This is a genomic window from Ferruginibacter profundus, assembly GCF_054783275.1.
Genome location: NZ_BAAGQW010000002.1, coordinates 1978497 through 1993021 on the forward strand (window position 1 = coordinate 1978497; position 14525 = coordinate 1993021).

Here is a 14525-nt window from a genome sequence, read left to right on the forward strand (position 1 = left end):
TTGGGTTGCATAAAGTATCTTTGCCGCCCTGAAGGAGTTATAACCGGCAGGTATATTTAAAACAAATTATGAGCACACAACATTTATCAGAACAGGAGATCATCCGCAGGGAAAAATTAGCAGAACTGAAAAAACTGGGTATTGATGCCTATCCGGCACCATTATATCCCGTTAACGCCACCTCAGTTTATATAAAAGAAAACTATAAGGGAGAAGAAAATAAAGCTGACTTTGCTGATGTGTGCCTGGCTGGCCGCATTATGAGCGTACGGGATATGGGCAAAGCCAATTTTGCCGTGATACAGGATGCTGCAGGAAAAATTCAATTGTACATTAAGCAGGATGATATTTGCCCCGGCGAAGACAAAACCATGTTTCAGACAGTCTGGAAAAAACTGCTTGACCTTGGCGATATCATCGGTATTAAAGGATATGTATTTACCACCAAAACCGGTGAAACATCGGTGCATGTAAAAGAATTTACCTTGCTTTCCAAATCATTAAAACCTTTGCCGGTTGTAAGAGAAAAAGAAGGTGAAACTTTTGATGAAGTAACTGACCCCGAATTCCGGTACCGCCAGCGTTATGCCGACCTGATCGTTAATCCTGGTGTAAAAGAAACTTTTATCAAACGCACCAAAATGGTAAACGCTATTCGAGAATTTTTAAACGAACGCGGCGCACTGGAAGTGGATACGCCTGTATTGCAAAGCATACCCGGCGGTGCGGCAGCAAGGCCTTTTACCACACATCATAATGCATTGGACGTACCTATGTATATGCGCATTGCCAACGAATTGTATTTAAAAAGATTGATAGTAGGTGGTTTTGAGTGGGTATATGAATTCAGCCGCAACTTTCGCAATGAAGGTATGGACCGCACCCATAACCCTGAATTTACTGTACTGGAATTCTATGTGGCCTACAAAGACTATGAGTGGATGATGGACACAACAGAACAAATGCTGGAAAAAGCTGCCCTTGCCACCAATGGTGCTACAAAAGTTTTAGTAGGCGATAAAGAAATTGATTTTAAAGCGCCGTACAAAAGAATTACCATGTACGATGCTATTAAAGAATATACCGGTTACGACATCAGCGAAATGGATGAAGCAGGTATAAGAAATGTTTGCAGGGAATTAAAAATTCATGCAGATGAAAAATGGGGCAAGGGAAAATTGATTGATGAAATTTTTGGCAGCAAATGCGAAGGCAATTATATTCAACCCACATTTATTACAGACTACCCCGTGGAAATGAGCCCGCTTACAAAAAAACACCGCAGCAAACCCGGATTGGTAGAACGTTTTGAGCTGATGTGTAATGGCAAAGAAATTGCCAATGCTTACAGCGAATTGAATGATCCGTTAGAACAAAGAGAACGTTTTGAAGAGCAGGTAAAACTGATGGAACGCGGCGATGATGAAGCGATGTTTATCGACCATGATTTTTTACGTGCATTAGAATATGGTATGCCGCCTACCAGTGGTATTGGCTTTGGTATCGACAGGATTGCCATGTTATTGACCAATCAACACTCTATACAGGATGTTTTATTTTTCCCGATGATGAGGCCAGAGAATATGGAGTAATTTTTTCCTTTTTATTAAAGAACAGACTTTTTAAACGGCATTCACTTTTTAATTAAAGAAATGAATGCCGTTTTTGTTGATCAGATTATTTACGACAGTGATAAAACAAATTGCATGAATCGCTTGCAAAGCCCGTTATTAAATACTATTTTTCTACTCTAATCAAAACATAAACACAATGAAACCAATTATTCCAACAAGAATTGCAGAAATAATTTATGGTCTTGTTATGATTGCCTTTGGCCTTTTGCATTTTAAATATGGAAAGGGCGGCATGGGCGTTCCTTCTTTTATGCCCGGCGATCCGTCGATGTGGATGTACATTACAGGTGCAGGATTTTTGCTGGCAGGCATTGCCATTCTTATCAATAAATTTAAGAGGGTGGCCTGTTATTTACTGGCTTTAATGCTGTTTATATTTATTCTTACCATTCATCTTATGCCTGCTATTAATGATCATAATTTTGCACAACCATTAAAAGATGCAGGCCTGGCAATGGCGGCAATTATGATTGGCAACGCCTCTAAGTAAAACAATTGATATATAATAAAAACGGGCAACTTTAATTGCCCGTTTTTTATTGTTACACTTTTTTATGATGCCTGTTTTTTACAGTAAGATAATCCAGGAAATAAATTACCCTTAGCGACAAACTATTAAATTGCGTATAGTTATTATAGCTATTTCCTTTTGCCGTATAATTCAGGTTATCAAAATAATTTTTTTCAAAATCCCTGCGAAAGTTTTCGCCAATATTCTTCCACACTACATTAATAAAACTGCCTTGTGCAAACTGCCAGGTATACACCAGGTCGGTACTTAAATAATTATAGTTTTGATTACAGTTATTATGATAATCAAAATTGGGTGCTTCCAGGTCTCCTTTAAGGTTCAACACGTAAAATTGTAAAGGCGCTACTTTGCTCCACGAATGCCTGCTGTTTAAAGTAATACCCATTTTATTAGTAAAATTATATTTAACTGTTAAACCTGTAGACACATTACGGTTGTTTCTTCTGCTGAATATTATTGTATCCATTGCAGCAGTATTAGAGGCATACAATGTTTCGGCCCAGCCGGGTTGATTGGTATTATTTTCATCGTTTGCCTGTATACTTACAGAGAATTTACTGCTGAACCTTATCTTTCCAAACAAGCCCCACGCAAATGTTTTGCGTTTGGTAACAGCACCCTCTCCTACATAAAAATTACCTCCCCACGATAATTTCTTTGCCTCATTACTATTCCATTCTCCATTAGCACCAATCCGTCCCTTATTATGAAACACCCTGCCAAAAACACGTGGCTCATAAAAATCATTATAGCTGGAAGCGGCGTTTAAATTCAATCCAAATTGCCAGAGGTTTTTAAACTGTCCGTATAAATTATAATTAAAACGGAACGATTCAAACATCATCGATTTACGTTTTAAAATATCAATCGGCGATACTAAACTCAATACATGTGCATTAATGTTTGAACCCAGCCTGTTGTACCATGTAGTGGGTTTGGTCCAGTTGTATCCCATCCAGATACCGTTATGTATCTCGTTGTTATTGGTAAAATATGCCAGGTCGCTGTTGTCATATTTACTGTTGCTTAAATCCTGCCATACATTAAAATTAAAATGGCCGCTTACTTTTCCAAAATAAAGGCTGTGGGCATAACCGGTTTTTGTTTTGCCGTTTTCAAAAATCTTGCTCATACTCACATTGCCACCTGCATTCCATTTATTTTTTTTATCGTTAAAATCAAATAATAAAGCACTTACATTGGCATCCCTGTCTTTACCACTACGCAAAGTGCTGGTATTAATAAATGAAATGCTGCTGTTATGTTTTAGTGTCTGATCAAACACTAAAACATTATAATTAGTCAGCGGGTTGGTTTCTACCTTACGGGTTTCTTTGCTGCTTAAATTTTCTATTTCGGCAAACTGCGGCCTGGTGATGGCATTAAGCATGCCAATACCGAGGCCTTTTTGTGTGCGGCCGCTGATCTTTGTTGCATTATACAATTTACTTTGCGATGGGTTTTTATTAATCTGTTCATTGCTGCCAACACTAAAATCGTAACGGTGTATCGGTTCGCCGCCAATACGCCTGCTGTAAAACAAGCCACCTTTATTAAACAGCTCAGTACCTTCTGTAAAAAATGCCCTGTTCTCACTAAACTTTTGTTCAAAAGGAGTAAGGTTTAGTGTAAGGTTATCCGATTGTACCTGCCCGAAATCAGGTATCAATGTCATATCCAAAGTAAAAGCCTGGTTAAGTCCGTATTTAATATCCATGCCCCCATTAATAGTAGTGGAATTTTTTGAGGTACCGGGAATTACCAAACCATCATGATTTTGATAAGCAGAAAAATAAGGAGAAAACTGCAGGCGCATCGGAGGTTTAATATCCTGCAAGCCCAGTAACATACCTTCCTGGGTTAAAAAACCATTGGCATTGGGGTCAATAGATTGCCAGAATAACTGCTCGCCGCTTTTCTGCCTGCGGCGTACAATATTCAATCCCCAATCCTGTATTTTTTTATTGCCGAAGCGAATAGCTGAATAAGGCAAAAACATTTCAAAACTCCAGCCATCATTATGAATTTGAGCTCCGCTTTGCCACACGGCATTCCAGCTAAAATCTTCACTGTTACCATTAAAATTGGGCGCCTGTTTGGCATCCATTTGTTCACCAAGTGGGGTAATAAAATATTCAAACCCGTTGATCTTGTCATTATAGGTATCAAAAATTACACCCACAAAATCGTTATTGCCAAAACCATCACGTCCTGTAAGTTCAGATGCAATACTGTCTTTATATTTTTCATGAAAATAGCCACCAATATAAAGGCCTTCGTCATTATACAAAAAATACACTTCGCTCCGGTTATCGGGGTTTTCCGGCTTAAAAGGTGTTGGGCGCAGTGCTACAAATTTATCGGCTACCGGAGCGGTCTTCCATTCAGGTTCATCCAGGTTACCGTCAATTTTTAATGATCTTGAAATGCGTTGAGCAGTAATTTTTTTCTTCTCAGTCTGGCTGAAAGCGGTAGCTGTAAAGAGCATGCAGCAGCACGCAACTTTAAGGTTAAAGAAGTTCATGGCTATACTTTGGTTTTGTTGAGCGAGGCACTATTCATGGCGAAATAATGCCGGTACGAAATTAAACGTACAAGCCGGCAGAAATGTTACCGCTCATCAAAACAAAAAAGTATTTAGGCTTTTTTTAACAGGAAAAATAAAGGGAAGAGTAACAAGCTGCAAGCGAGAAGCATGTTATTGCAAACTCGTATGCTCCCTTGCAGCTTTTTTCCTTGCAGCTTACTTCCGTCTTACACAAACAAATCATTATACAACTGTGCGCCAGGTACTACTGAGTATTTACTTAAATCTGTAATCCCTTCTTTGGCAAGCACTTCTTCATCAATAAAGCTGTTACCACTACAGGTAGCGGCAGCTTTACTTAAAATGTAAAAGGCAGCATCGGCAATAATGTCCGGTGTACGGCTCATCTTCATCAACATTTCACCGCCCAACAAATTATTTACTGCAGCAGTAGCAATAGTGGTACGTGGCCATAAAGTATTTGCCGCTATATTATATTTTTTTAATTCAGCTGCAAGCCCGAGCGCAATCATGCTCATATCATATTTGCTGATGGTATAGGCTAAATGATTGGCAAACCATTTCATATCCATATTTATCGGTGGCGATAAATTTAATATATGTGCGTTGGTAGATTTTTTTAATGCGGGTATACAAGCCTTGCTTACCATAAATGTACCTCTTACATTAATATCATACATCAGGTCAAAACGTTTGGGTTCTGTTTGTTCGGTAGGTGTTAAATTTATTGCCGATGCGTTGTTGATAAGAATATCAATGCCGCCGAATTTTTCTACCGCTTTATCCACTACATTCTGAACCTGGTCTTCAAAACGGATATCGCATTGTACCGCTAAAGCCTTACCCCCGGCGGCTTCCATTTCTGCGGCGGCAGAAAAGATAGTGCCACCCAGCTTGGGATTTTCTTCCACGCTTTTACTGGCAATAACAATATTGGCGCCTGCTGCGGCAAGCTTTAAACCAATGGCTTTACCAATGCCTCTTGATGCACCGGTAATAATAACAGTTTTATTTTCAAATGACATGCTTCGTTAATTTCCTCAAATCTAATTAAATAAGGCATTGCCTCAGCTAATTGCTGCCATGAATATAATTTTTTGTACGCTGTATAAAAACCAGCCATTATCTGCACCCATTAGCACTAATAAACCAATTGCATTTTGCAGTAATAAAATTTATGCAGTACCAAATGCATGGTAATCAGTGTAATCTGCGGCAAATAAAAAAAAATTAAACAAATGTTTGATTAATATTAAACAGTTGTTTAACTTTGCCTTTTAATACAACAAACACCATGGATTTCAACGACAAGCAAGTACAGATAATGGAGACCGCAGAGGAGCTTTTTGCTGAAAAAGGTTTTTCGGGTACTTCTGTAAGGGATATTGCCGATGCAGCCGATGTAAATGTGGCAATGATCTCATACTATTTTGGTTCTAAAGAAAAAATGCTGGAATCACTTTTCAATTACCGGTCAGAAAGCACCATGCTGAAGCTGGAAAGTATGTATAACAATACCGCACTCAGGCCAATGGAAAAAGTGCACCAGATGATCGACTATTACATTGATAAGTTTTTGAACCAGCAATGCTTTCACAAAGTAATGATGAGGGAACAGGTGGGTAATCACCGGCACACCATAGCAGGGCTGATACAGGAATATAAAAAACGTAACCAGGGCCTTGTAAAACAATTGATACATGAAGGACAGAAAAGCGGGGATTTTGTAAAGAACGTGGATATTCCCTTATTAATGACCACACTTGTGGGTACGGTAAGCCATATGGTAACCACACAACATTCCTACAAAGAGATCAATAACCTGCAGGCCATGCCTGATGACCAATTTCAGAAACTGATAAGAAAAAAATTAAGCGCACACATAAAATTTATTTTTAAAGCCATCTTAACTCATGAAGCATAAACTTGTATTAATTATTGTAAGCCTGCTGAGCCTGCACACATTACAGGCACAGCAAAGCAGAACACTTACCCTTAAAGAAGCTATTGACCTTAGCATTGCCAACAGCAAACAGCTTAAATTAAATGAAGCTAAAATACTGGAAGCAAGCGCCGCTATAAAGGAAGCCGAAGAAAAGCGTTTACCCGAAGCCGGTATCAGTGGCTCCTATTTGTATTTACCCATAAAACCAAATATCGATCTGAAGAGTAGCGGTTCAGGCAGCAGCAATGGCAGCCCAAACGTATCGCAGGCATTCTATGGTATTGCATCGGTATCTGTACCATTGTTTAACAGTGGCAAATTAAAATATGGTATCGAATCGGCACAATATTTACAACAGGCTTTAAAACTGGATGCAGATAATGACCGCAGTGCTGTTATCATGAATACCATCAATGCCTGTATCAATTTATTTAAAGCAAGAGAAGCGATCAGCCTGGTTAAAGAAAACCTGGAACAATCTAACCAAAGGGTAAAAGATTTAAGCAACCTGGAAAAGAATGGTTTACTGGCAAGAAATGATTTATTAAAAGCAGAACTGCAATCTTCTAATATTGAACTGACCTTATTAGATGCGGAAAGTAATTACAGGCTGGCTTGTGTAAATATGAACCTGATGATGGGCTTACCGGAGCAAACAGACCTGGTACCGGACAAAAATGGTTTAGCATTGCCAGAATCGGTAAAAACAATTGACGAATACGAACAGGATGCTTTACAAAACCGTAATGATATTGCTGCCATTGCTATCCGTAAAAAAGCGGCCGACCTTAATATCAAAACTATAAAAACAGATTACTACCCCAGCGTTGCTTTTACCGGGGGGTATGTTGCTGCAGATATTCCCAAATTCTTAAGCATTACCAATGCAGTTAATGTGGGTATTGGCGTAAAGTATAATCTTTCTTCGCTCTGGAAAACTAAAACAAAAATACAAAGTGCCGAAGCAAAGGTGAGACAGGTACAGGCCAGCCAGGAAATACTGGGTGATAATATCCGCCTCCAGATCAACCAGGCTTACCAGGGTTATTTAGTAAGCCGTAAAAAAATTGAAGTGCTGGAAAAATCGGTACTGCAGGCTACAGAAAATTACCGCATCACCAAAAATAAATATGATAACAGCCTGGCAACAACCACAGAATTATTAGATGCGGATGTGGCTTTACTACAGAGTAAATTAAGTGTTACCAATGCAAAAGCAGATTCCTTTTTAGCGTACAATAAAATTTTATACGCTGCAGGATTATTAAAAAATTAATTCATTACCACAACAAACATAAAAGAGATTATATGGCACAGAACGAAACACCAACCCCACAGGTAGCTACTGCACCGGAGGCTCCGAAAAAGAAAAGCAAAGTATTCATCATTGTACTGGCATTATTAGTTATTGCCGGTGGATGGTTTGGCTTTAGTAAATACAATCATGGTAAACACCACGAAGAAACAGACGATGCACAACTGGAAGCAAACATCAGCCCCGTAATACCACGTATTGCCGGTTATGTAAAAGAAGTTCGGGTAAAAGATAACCAAATGGTAAAAAAAGGTGATACCCTTTTAATACTGGACGACAGGGACATGGCATTAAAGGTACAACAGGCCGAAGCTGCGTTAGCAACAGCAAAGACCAACCTGGGATCTGCTGAAGCCAACACTACAGCCTCTAAAGCTACCATCAATAGTTCACAGGCTAATATTGGTATTGTAGATGCACAGATAGAAGCCGCTAAAGTAAATGTATGGCGCACTAAACAAGACTACGACCGCTATGCCAATTTAATAAAGGATCATTCAATTACGCAACAGCAATTTGAGCAGGCACAGGCTGCAAAAGAAACTGCCGAGCGCCAGTTGAATATACTGGTACAACAAAAAAACCAGGCAGCACAACAAACCAATACTGTTGCTTCTCAAAGTAATGCCACATCATCGCAAATTGGTGTAGCCGGGGCCGTTATTAAACAAAGAGAAGTAGAAGTTGCAGAAGCTAAACTGAATCTTTCTTATGCCGTGGTAACTGCACAGGAAAGCGGGTTGGTATCTAAAGTAAATGTACAGGCCGGGCAGTTTTTACAGGCAGGGCAACCTGTTTTCAGTATAGTATTAAGCCAGGATATATGGGTGATCGCTAATTTTAAAGAAACCCAATTAGAAAAAATGAAGATCGGCCAGCACGTTACTGTACGTGTGGATGCTTTTCCTGATCATGCTTTTGAAGCTACACTAAGTTCCTTTGCTGCTGCTACAGGCTCACGCTTTGCATTATTACCGCCCGATAACAGCAGTGGCAACTTTGTAAAAGTGGTACAACGCTTACCTGTAAAAATTGAATTTAACAGTACAGATGCTTTTGTTAAACAATTGAAAGCAGGTATGAATGTGAGTGTGGATGTGCACCTGGATTAAAGCAGGGAACACGGATTACACAGATTAAACGGATTAATTGGTTTTTTTATTTTGATTTAAAAATCTGTAACGCTCTTTTTACCTGAGCAACGAAATATAACTATGCAACAGATGGAATCTTTAGTGGAGTATGGTTCCCGCAGGGTAATCATTACTATCACGGCAATTATATGTGCGCTTTTGGAAATTGTGGATACCACTATTGTAAATGTGGCGCTCAACGATATGCGTGGCACATTAGGTGCCACACTTACTGAAGTAGGCTGGGTAGTTACTGCCTATGCTATTGGTAATGTAATTATTGTACCGATGACGAGCTGGTTATCGCAGCAATTTGGGCGAAGTAATTATTTCGCTGCCTCTATTATTTTATTTACAGTCTGTTCTTTTTTATGTGGTAATGCAACAGGCATTGTGGAGTTGGTATTATTCCGCTTTTTACAGGGTTTGGGCGGGGGTGCATTACTGGTAACTTCTCAAACCATTATTACAGAAAGCTATCCTCCTGAAAAAAGAGGTATGGCCCAGGCCATTTATGGTTTGGGTGTAATTATCGGCCCTACACTGGGGCCACCATTGGGAGGCTATATTGTTACCCATGCATCATGGCCATTAATATTTTATATCAACATTCCCATTGGTGTTATTGCAACCTTACTTACGCTGCAGTTTGTACGCAGTCCTAAATACGGCGAAAAAACTGCTGTTGCAGATGTAGATTGGCTGGGTATTGCCCTGCTGGCAGTTACTGTAGGTTCGTTACAATACGTTTTGGAAAAAGGGCAGGATGATGACTGGTTCAGCAGCAGCCTGATTGTTACCCTGGCCATTACTGCATTTTTAGGGTTGTACTTTTTTATATGGCGGGAATTAACTGTAAAAAAACCTATTGTAGAACTAAGGGTGTTGAAGAACGGTAATCTGCGGGTAGGAACCATTCTTTCTTTTATCATGGGCTTTGGTTTATACGGCTCCACCTTCATCATACCCTTATACACCCAATCTATTTTAGGATGGACGGCACAGGAAGCAGGGATGCTGATGGTACCTGCAGCATTAACCACAGCTTTTATGATGCCCATTATTGGTACACTATTGCAAAAGGGTGTGCCACAACAATACCTTGCAGCGTCAGGCTTTATTCTCTTTGCTGTATTTACTTTCTGGGGGTATGTTATTCTTACGCCTGATACCAATGCCGATGATTTTTTCTGGATGCTGATAGTACGTGGTGTTGGTATGGGTATGTTGTTTATACCTATCACTACACTTTCGTTATCTACTTTAAAAGGACAGGAGATAGGACAAGGTGCGGCCTTTACCGGCATGATGCGCCAGTTAGGAGGTTCTTTTGGTATTGCGTTGATCACCACTTTTATATCAAGGCAGAATGTGGTACATCGTACCAGCCTGGTAAGTCATTTGGATATTAATGACCCTGCTGTACAGCAACGCATACAGGGTATGCAACAGGCAATCATGGCACAGGGTAAATCTGCTGCTGATGCACTTAAAACCGCTTATGCAGCATTGGATGGCAGGGTAAGTAAACAGGCAGCTGTACTATCGTATATGGATGTGTTCCTCTACCTCGGTATTGCATTCCTGCTTTGTGTACCTTTTATAATTATGGCAAAGGGAACTAAAAAGAAAAAAGTAGACCTTTCGGAAGCGATGCATTAATCATTTAGGAGTTTAGAGGTTTAGGAGTTTAGAGGTTTAGAAAGTTTAGGCTAAACTTTCTAAACCTCTGAACCAATTTATTTTAAGGTTGCTTCGTGTGTAATATTGGTGTTCAGCAATTTTGAAATCGGGCAATTTGCTTTTGCGTCTGCCACACATTCTTCAAATTTTTCTTTGCTGATACCGGGAATGCTTGCCACAACAGTTAAGTGCGATTCAGTGATGGCACCGGCAGCAGGATCTAAAGTGATCACACATTGTGTTTCAATGCTGTCTGGTGTAAAACCTGCGCCGCCTAAAACAAAACTCAGTTTCATACTAAAGCAACCGGCATGTGCAGCAGCTACTAATTCTTCGGGATTGGTACCTACGCCTTCTGCAAAACGTGAGTTGAAGGAATATTGCGTTTTGTTTAAAGTGGTGCTTTGTGTGGTAAGGCTACCATTACCTTCTTTACCCGAGCCGTTCCAAACGGCAGTTGCGTTACGTTTCATGTGTTTATTTTTGTTGTTATCCCGAACCCCTAAAGGGGCTTTACACTCTACAGGTTCAGGTTCTTTTGTTAATGATTGATTCTTTATATTTTAAAGCCCTTTATAGTCTGTTTCATTAAAGCCAACAATAAGTTTACCTTCTTGTTCAATAACCGGTCTTTTTATAATGCTGTTGTTTTCCAGCATTACTTTTATTGCTGCTGCCTGGCCGGTTACTTTTTTTTGTTCTGCTTCCGGTAATTCCCGCCAGGTGGTGCTTCGTTTGTTAAAGATAGTCTCCCATCCTTTTATATCGCACCATTCTGCCAGTTTTTTGTTGCTTATTCCCTGCAATTTATAATCATGAAAGGTAAAAGCAATATTATTTTTGTTTAACCAGGCCATGGCTTTTTTGGTGGTATCGCAGTTGGGGATGCCGTAGAGGATTGTATTTTTCATAATTAAAATTCCGGTAAGATTGGTTTTGTTTTCATAATGCCTTCAATCTTTTCCATTACATCAGGCGATAGCTTTTCCAGCGCATCCAGGGCTTTTAAATTATCCAGGAGTTGTTGCTTTTTTGTAGCGCCTAAAATAGCGGTGCTTACATTGGGGTTTTTAATACACCAGGCAATACTTAATGCGGCAGTGGTAACGCCTAATTTAGTGGCCAGTTCACTTAACTTTTTTACTTTCTTTACTTTTTCATCCATCACCCAACGCTCTTTAAGCCAGTCAAAGCCTTCTAATGCAAAGCGGCTGCCTTTAGGAATACCGTCATTGTATTTACCACTTAAAAGTCCTGATGCCAGCGGACTCCAGATGGTGGTGCCCATGCCCACAGTTCTGAAAATATCCAGGTATTCTTTATCTACTTTATCTCTTTCAAATAAATTGTACTGCGGTTGTTCCATCGTAGGACCAATCAGTCTTAATTTTTCTGCCACCCGGTGGGCTTCCATAATTTCCACCCCACTCCATTCGCTGGTACCCCAGTATAATACCTTGCCTTGCTGAATCAAATGGTTCATGGCCCAAACGGTTTCTTCTATCGGTGTATTTTTATCGGGGCGGTGGCAGAAGAACATATCGAGGTACTCTACCTGTAAACGTTGCAGGGCCTCGTTGCATGCTTCCAGTAAATGTTTGCGGCTGTTACCGGTCTGGTTGGGTTTATTGGCCTTCCCTCTCCAGCCCCAGAATGCTTTGGAAGAAACAGTGAAAGAAGTACGGTCCCATTTTTTCTTTTTAATTACCCGGCCCATCATCTTTTCACTTTCGCCCAGCGCATATACTTCTGCATTGTCGAAAAAATTGATGCCGTTATCATAAGCGATGCCCATTAATTCATCGGCTGCCTTATCATTAATTTGTTTGCTGAAACTTACCCAGCTGCCAAAACTTAGTACACTAACCTGTAAGCCGGATTTTCCGAGTCGACGATATTGCATAAAATAGAGTTTAAAATTGAAGTGTGAAGTTAGGATAAGAGAAGGAAATGGAATTTTCGAGATTGGTTAAAATAATGCGCTGTAAGCATTCCATATTGGAGCCAGCTTTTATAGTCGATATAAAAAAGCATACCTGGGTTTATAAGAAATATAAAACTCAGAAAATTATTGCATCCGCTGGTCTGTCGCTGAAATTTTATAGATCTTTTGCAGGTGCTCTATTCTTTCCAGCAAAATAGCTGCATCATGCTTCGTCATCACAAACTCTTTTTTATGTTTTGCATTGGTATTGGCCTGCTGCAATAACCGGAAGAGCCGCAATTCCTTCTCGTTATCTTTAGGGAACAGGCCGGATATTTTATTAGTGACCAATGAACAATAGCGCAGTAATTTATCCAGGTTATGCGTAGGCATGTACAAACCGGATTGCTTTTTAAAAATACTGCCCAGCAACAGCACCGCTGCCCGGTGCAGCATAAACAGGGCCATTTTATTTTGGCGTCTCAGCAGGTACCATTTTGCCCCTTCTATACACTCATTTGCCTGGTTATATGTTTCTGTCCAGTGACTGTCAGTTTCTTTTCTTTTTTCAATTTCTTTCAGGGTACCCTTTACTGTTATTGTACAGTTGTCAACAGCATACAACAGTTCGGCTTTTGCCAATACAGTGGCAGCAAAATGGTGCCCTTCAGCATACCATCCGGCAAACTGTTCGCTATTCAATACAATTGCCGTAACAGGAACAAGATTGCGGCTGTTATTTTCTATTCTGTCCTGCAGGTCATTATAGCTGTACCGGGTATCTTTATTTACCAGTACCAGCAGGTAATAATGCCCTGCCCTGATGCTGGGCACTGAAGGGTGCAGAAAAATACTTTCTGTTCGCAACTGGTAAATGCCTGCCCCTAGCAGGTAAATTTTTTCAACGGTGGTAATTTTTAAGATCAGCTCAGTCAGTACTTTTTTATGACTGCTAAAATTTTCTATAGGTTGTAGATTCATACTATCCATTTTATAAAACAGGAATTTATTTCTTGCTGCTTTGTTTTCCCTCTGCCCGGTTTTTGGGGGCGTGTATCCGCACTTCAATAAGGTGGCAGGCCTCTATCAACTGCAACAGCCGAAGGCGTATTGTAAGCAGCTGTCCGCTGGTATACTCTCCGTCAATAGCATTCCTGCTTAGCGCATAGGCCTGTATATCGTTTATAATTTTTGTACACCTGGCCGCAGGCATACGGGCCGCAAATTTTTCAATCACTTTGCAGGGATCTTTATACTGTTTTGCCGTAAGGTTGCGTGGAAAACAATTCCAGCTATTATTACCCTGCCCGCTGTTTACAAAATCATTGTACCGGCCAATACCAGGTATGTATTCCTTTTCTGCCTGCATAATAATAGCAGCTTCCTGTATAGTGTATTCCTTACTGATAGCTATGGCAGCCGTACACAATTCCTGCAGCTTTTCCATAAACAACAGCAAATGATAGGGAGCTTCTTTTTTCCACGGTTTTGTACTTGCGGCAGCTTTAATAATAGTTTCCCAATACCAGGTGGCATCTTCCAGCACGTAACAATCAAAAAAATCGTGTATGGTGCTGCAGGCAAACTGTATTGCTTTATCTTCGGAAAGACAAGTCATCATAAAAAAAATTTCAGGTGATGATTGAAGGAGTGTCCTTTACCGGTACAGATTGTAGTTTAGTGCAGCTGAAGTAGATTGATGTATATTTTTACTATACCTTTGTTTTACAGAACTCCTGCACAAATATTTCAAAATATTTTTGAAATAGACAAATTATTTTGATTCTTTTTATGCACAACTGTTGATATTT

General features: G+C 39.9%; 13 protein-coding genes. 6 read left to right on the forward strand and 7 right to left on the reverse strand.

Annotated elements, in window-relative coordinates:
- Nucleotides 1-68 precede the first annotated feature (68 nt).
- Complete coding sequence (lysS, locus tag ACYVM0_RS18560; protein ID WP_460559442.1) at nucleotides 69-1592, forward strand: lysine--tRNA ligase; 1524 nt, start codon at nucleotides 69-71, stop codon at nucleotides 1590-1592.
- Nucleotides 1593-1770: 178 nt separating this feature from the next.
- Nucleotides 1771-2124 carry a hypothetical protein gene (locus ACYVM0_RS18565; RefSeq protein ID WP_460559444.1) on the forward strand — a complete coding sequence of 118 codons (354 nt, stop codon included), beginning with the start codon at nucleotides 1771-1773 and terminating at the stop codon, nucleotides 2122-2124.
- 52 nt (nucleotides 2125-2176) lie between these two features.
- Here ACYVM0_RS18565 and ACYVM0_RS18570 read toward each other — a convergent pair whose 3' ends face one another.
- Together ACYVM0_RS18570 and ACYVM0_RS18575 are read right to left on the reverse strand one after the other, a co-directional pair.
- The gene (locus tag ACYVM0_RS18570) at nucleotides 2177-4654 is read right to left on the reverse strand and encodes a DUF5916 domain-containing protein (RefSeq protein ID WP_460559446.1); all 2478 of its coding nucleotides are present in this window, start codon (nucleotides 4652-4654) and stop codon (nucleotides 2177-2179) included.
- Nucleotides 4655-4920: 266 nt separating this feature from the next.
- Nucleotides 4921-5739 (reverse strand): SDR family oxidoreductase, encoded by an 819-nt coding sequence (locus ACYVM0_RS18575; protein ID WP_460559448.1) that lies wholly within the window; start codon nucleotides 5737-5739, stop codon nucleotides 4921-4923.
- Between the two features lie 269 nt (nucleotides 5740-6008).
- On the opposite strand from ACYVM0_RS18575, the gene ACYVM0_RS18580 reads away from it, so the two are divergent.
- The 4 genes from ACYVM0_RS18580 (at nucleotide 6009) to ACYVM0_RS18595 (ending at nucleotide 10769) form a co-directional block, all read left to right on the forward strand.
- Nucleotides 6009-6638, forward strand: a complete 630-nt coding sequence (locus tag ACYVM0_RS18580; protein ID WP_460559450.1) for a TetR/AcrR family transcriptional regulator — start codon at nucleotides 6009-6011, stop codon at nucleotides 6636-6638.
- Nucleotides 6628-7935, forward strand: a complete 1308-nt coding sequence (locus ACYVM0_RS18585; protein WP_460559452.1) for a TolC family protein — start codon at nucleotides 6628-6630, stop codon at nucleotides 7933-7935. Before ACYVM0_RS18580 ends, ACYVM0_RS18585 begins: the two co-directional genes overlap by 11 nt.
- Nucleotides 7936-7967: 32 nt before the next feature.
- A complete protein-coding gene (locus ACYVM0_RS18590; RefSeq protein ID WP_460559454.1) occupies nucleotides 7968-9086 on the forward strand; it encodes an HlyD family secretion protein in 1119 nt (372 codons plus the stop codon).
- Between the two features lie 102 nt (nucleotides 9087-9188).
- Nucleotides 9189-10769, forward strand: a complete 1581-nt coding sequence (locus ACYVM0_RS18595) for an efflux MFS transporter permease (RefSeq protein WP_460559456.1) — start codon at nucleotides 9189-9191, stop codon at nucleotides 10767-10769.
- A gap of 77 nt (nucleotides 10770-10846) precedes the next feature.
- Here the strand turns inward: ACYVM0_RS18595 and ACYVM0_RS18600 are convergent, their stop codons facing one another.
- The 5 genes from ACYVM0_RS18600 to ACYVM0_RS18620 form a co-directional block, all read right to left on the reverse strand.
- Nucleotides 10847-11263: an OsmC family protein gene (locus tag ACYVM0_RS18600; RefSeq protein ID WP_460559458.1), complete on the reverse strand. Its 417-nt coding sequence runs from the start codon at nucleotides 11261-11263 to the stop codon at nucleotides 10847-10849.
- 90 nt (nucleotides 11264-11353) lie between these two features.
- A complete protein-coding gene (locus ACYVM0_RS18605; RefSeq protein ID WP_460559460.1) occupies nucleotides 11354-11701 on the reverse strand; it encodes an arsenate reductase in 348 nt (115 codons plus the stop codon).
- 2 nt (nucleotides 11702-11703) lie between these two features.
- Complete coding sequence (locus ACYVM0_RS18610) at nucleotides 11704-12693, reverse strand: potassium channel beta subunit family protein (protein WP_460559462.1); 990 nt, start codon at nucleotides 12691-12693, stop codon at nucleotides 11704-11706.
- Nucleotides 12694-12858: 165 nt separating this feature from the next.
- Nucleotides 12859-13695: a HEPN domain-containing protein gene (locus ACYVM0_RS18615; protein ID WP_460559464.1), complete on the reverse strand. Its 837-nt coding sequence runs from the start codon at nucleotides 13693-13695 to the stop codon at nucleotides 12859-12861.
- A gap of 25 nt (nucleotides 13696-13720) precedes the next feature.
- On the reverse strand, nucleotides 13721-14335 hold the full coding sequence (locus tag ACYVM0_RS18620) for a hypothetical protein (RefSeq protein WP_460559466.1): 615 nt from the start codon (nucleotides 14333-14335) through the stop codon (nucleotides 13721-13723).
- Between the last annotated feature and the right edge of the window lie 190 nt (nucleotides 14336-14525).

What these genes read in the sequence shown, in the direction of transcription:
- ACYVM0_RS18580 (WP_460559450.1), top strand. Translation starts at nt 6,009, where the DNA reads ATGGATTTCAACGACAAGCAAGTACAGATAATGGAGACCGCAGAGGAG.
- ACYVM0_RS18615 (WP_460559464.1), bottom strand. Translation starts at nt 13,695, where the DNA reads ATGAATCTACAACCTATAGAAAATTTTAGCAGTCATAAAAAAGTACTG.
- ACYVM0_RS18600 (WP_460559458.1), bottom strand. Translation starts at nt 11,263, where the DNA reads ATGAAACGTAACGCAACTGCCGTTTGGAACGGCTCGGGTAAAGAAGGT.
- ACYVM0_RS18585 (WP_460559452.1), top strand. Translation starts at nt 6,628, where the DNA reads ATGAAGCATAAACTTGTATTAATTATTGTAAGCCTGCTGAGCCTGCAC.
- ACYVM0_RS18610 (WP_460559462.1), bottom strand. Translation starts at nt 12,693, where the DNA reads ATGCAATATCGTCGACTCGGAAAATCCGGCTTACAGGTTAGTGTACTA.
- ACYVM0_RS18590 (WP_460559454.1), top strand. Translation starts at nt 7,968, where the DNA reads ATGGCACAGAACGAAACACCAACCCCACAGGTAGCTACTGCACCGGAG.
- ACYVM0_RS18570 (WP_460559446.1), bottom strand. Translation starts at nt 4,654, where the DNA reads ATGCTCTTTACAGCTACCGCTTTCAGCCAGACTGAGAAGAAAAAAATT.
- ACYVM0_RS18605 (WP_460559460.1), bottom strand. Translation starts at nt 11,701, where the DNA reads ATGAAAAATACAATCCTCTACGGCATCCCCAACTGCGATACCACCAAA.
- ACYVM0_RS18620 (WP_460559466.1), bottom strand. Translation starts at nt 14,335, where the DNA reads ATGATGACTTGTCTTTCCGAAGATAAAGCAATACAGTTTGCCTGCAGC.
- ACYVM0_RS18575 (WP_460559448.1), bottom strand. Translation starts at nt 5,739, where the DNA reads ATGTCATTTGAAAATAAAACTGTTATTATTACCGGTGCATCAAGAGGC.
- ACYVM0_RS18595 (WP_460559456.1), top strand. Translation starts at nt 9,189, where the DNA reads ATGCAACAGATGGAATCTTTAGTGGAGTATGGTTCCCGCAGGGTAATC.
- lysS (WP_460559442.1), top strand. Translation starts at nt 69, where the DNA reads ATGAGCACACAACATTTATCAGAACAGGAGATCATCCGCAGGGAAAAA.
- ACYVM0_RS18565 (WP_460559444.1), top strand. Translation starts at nt 1,771, where the DNA reads ATGAAACCAATTATTCCAACAAGAATTGCAGAAATAATTTATGGTCTT.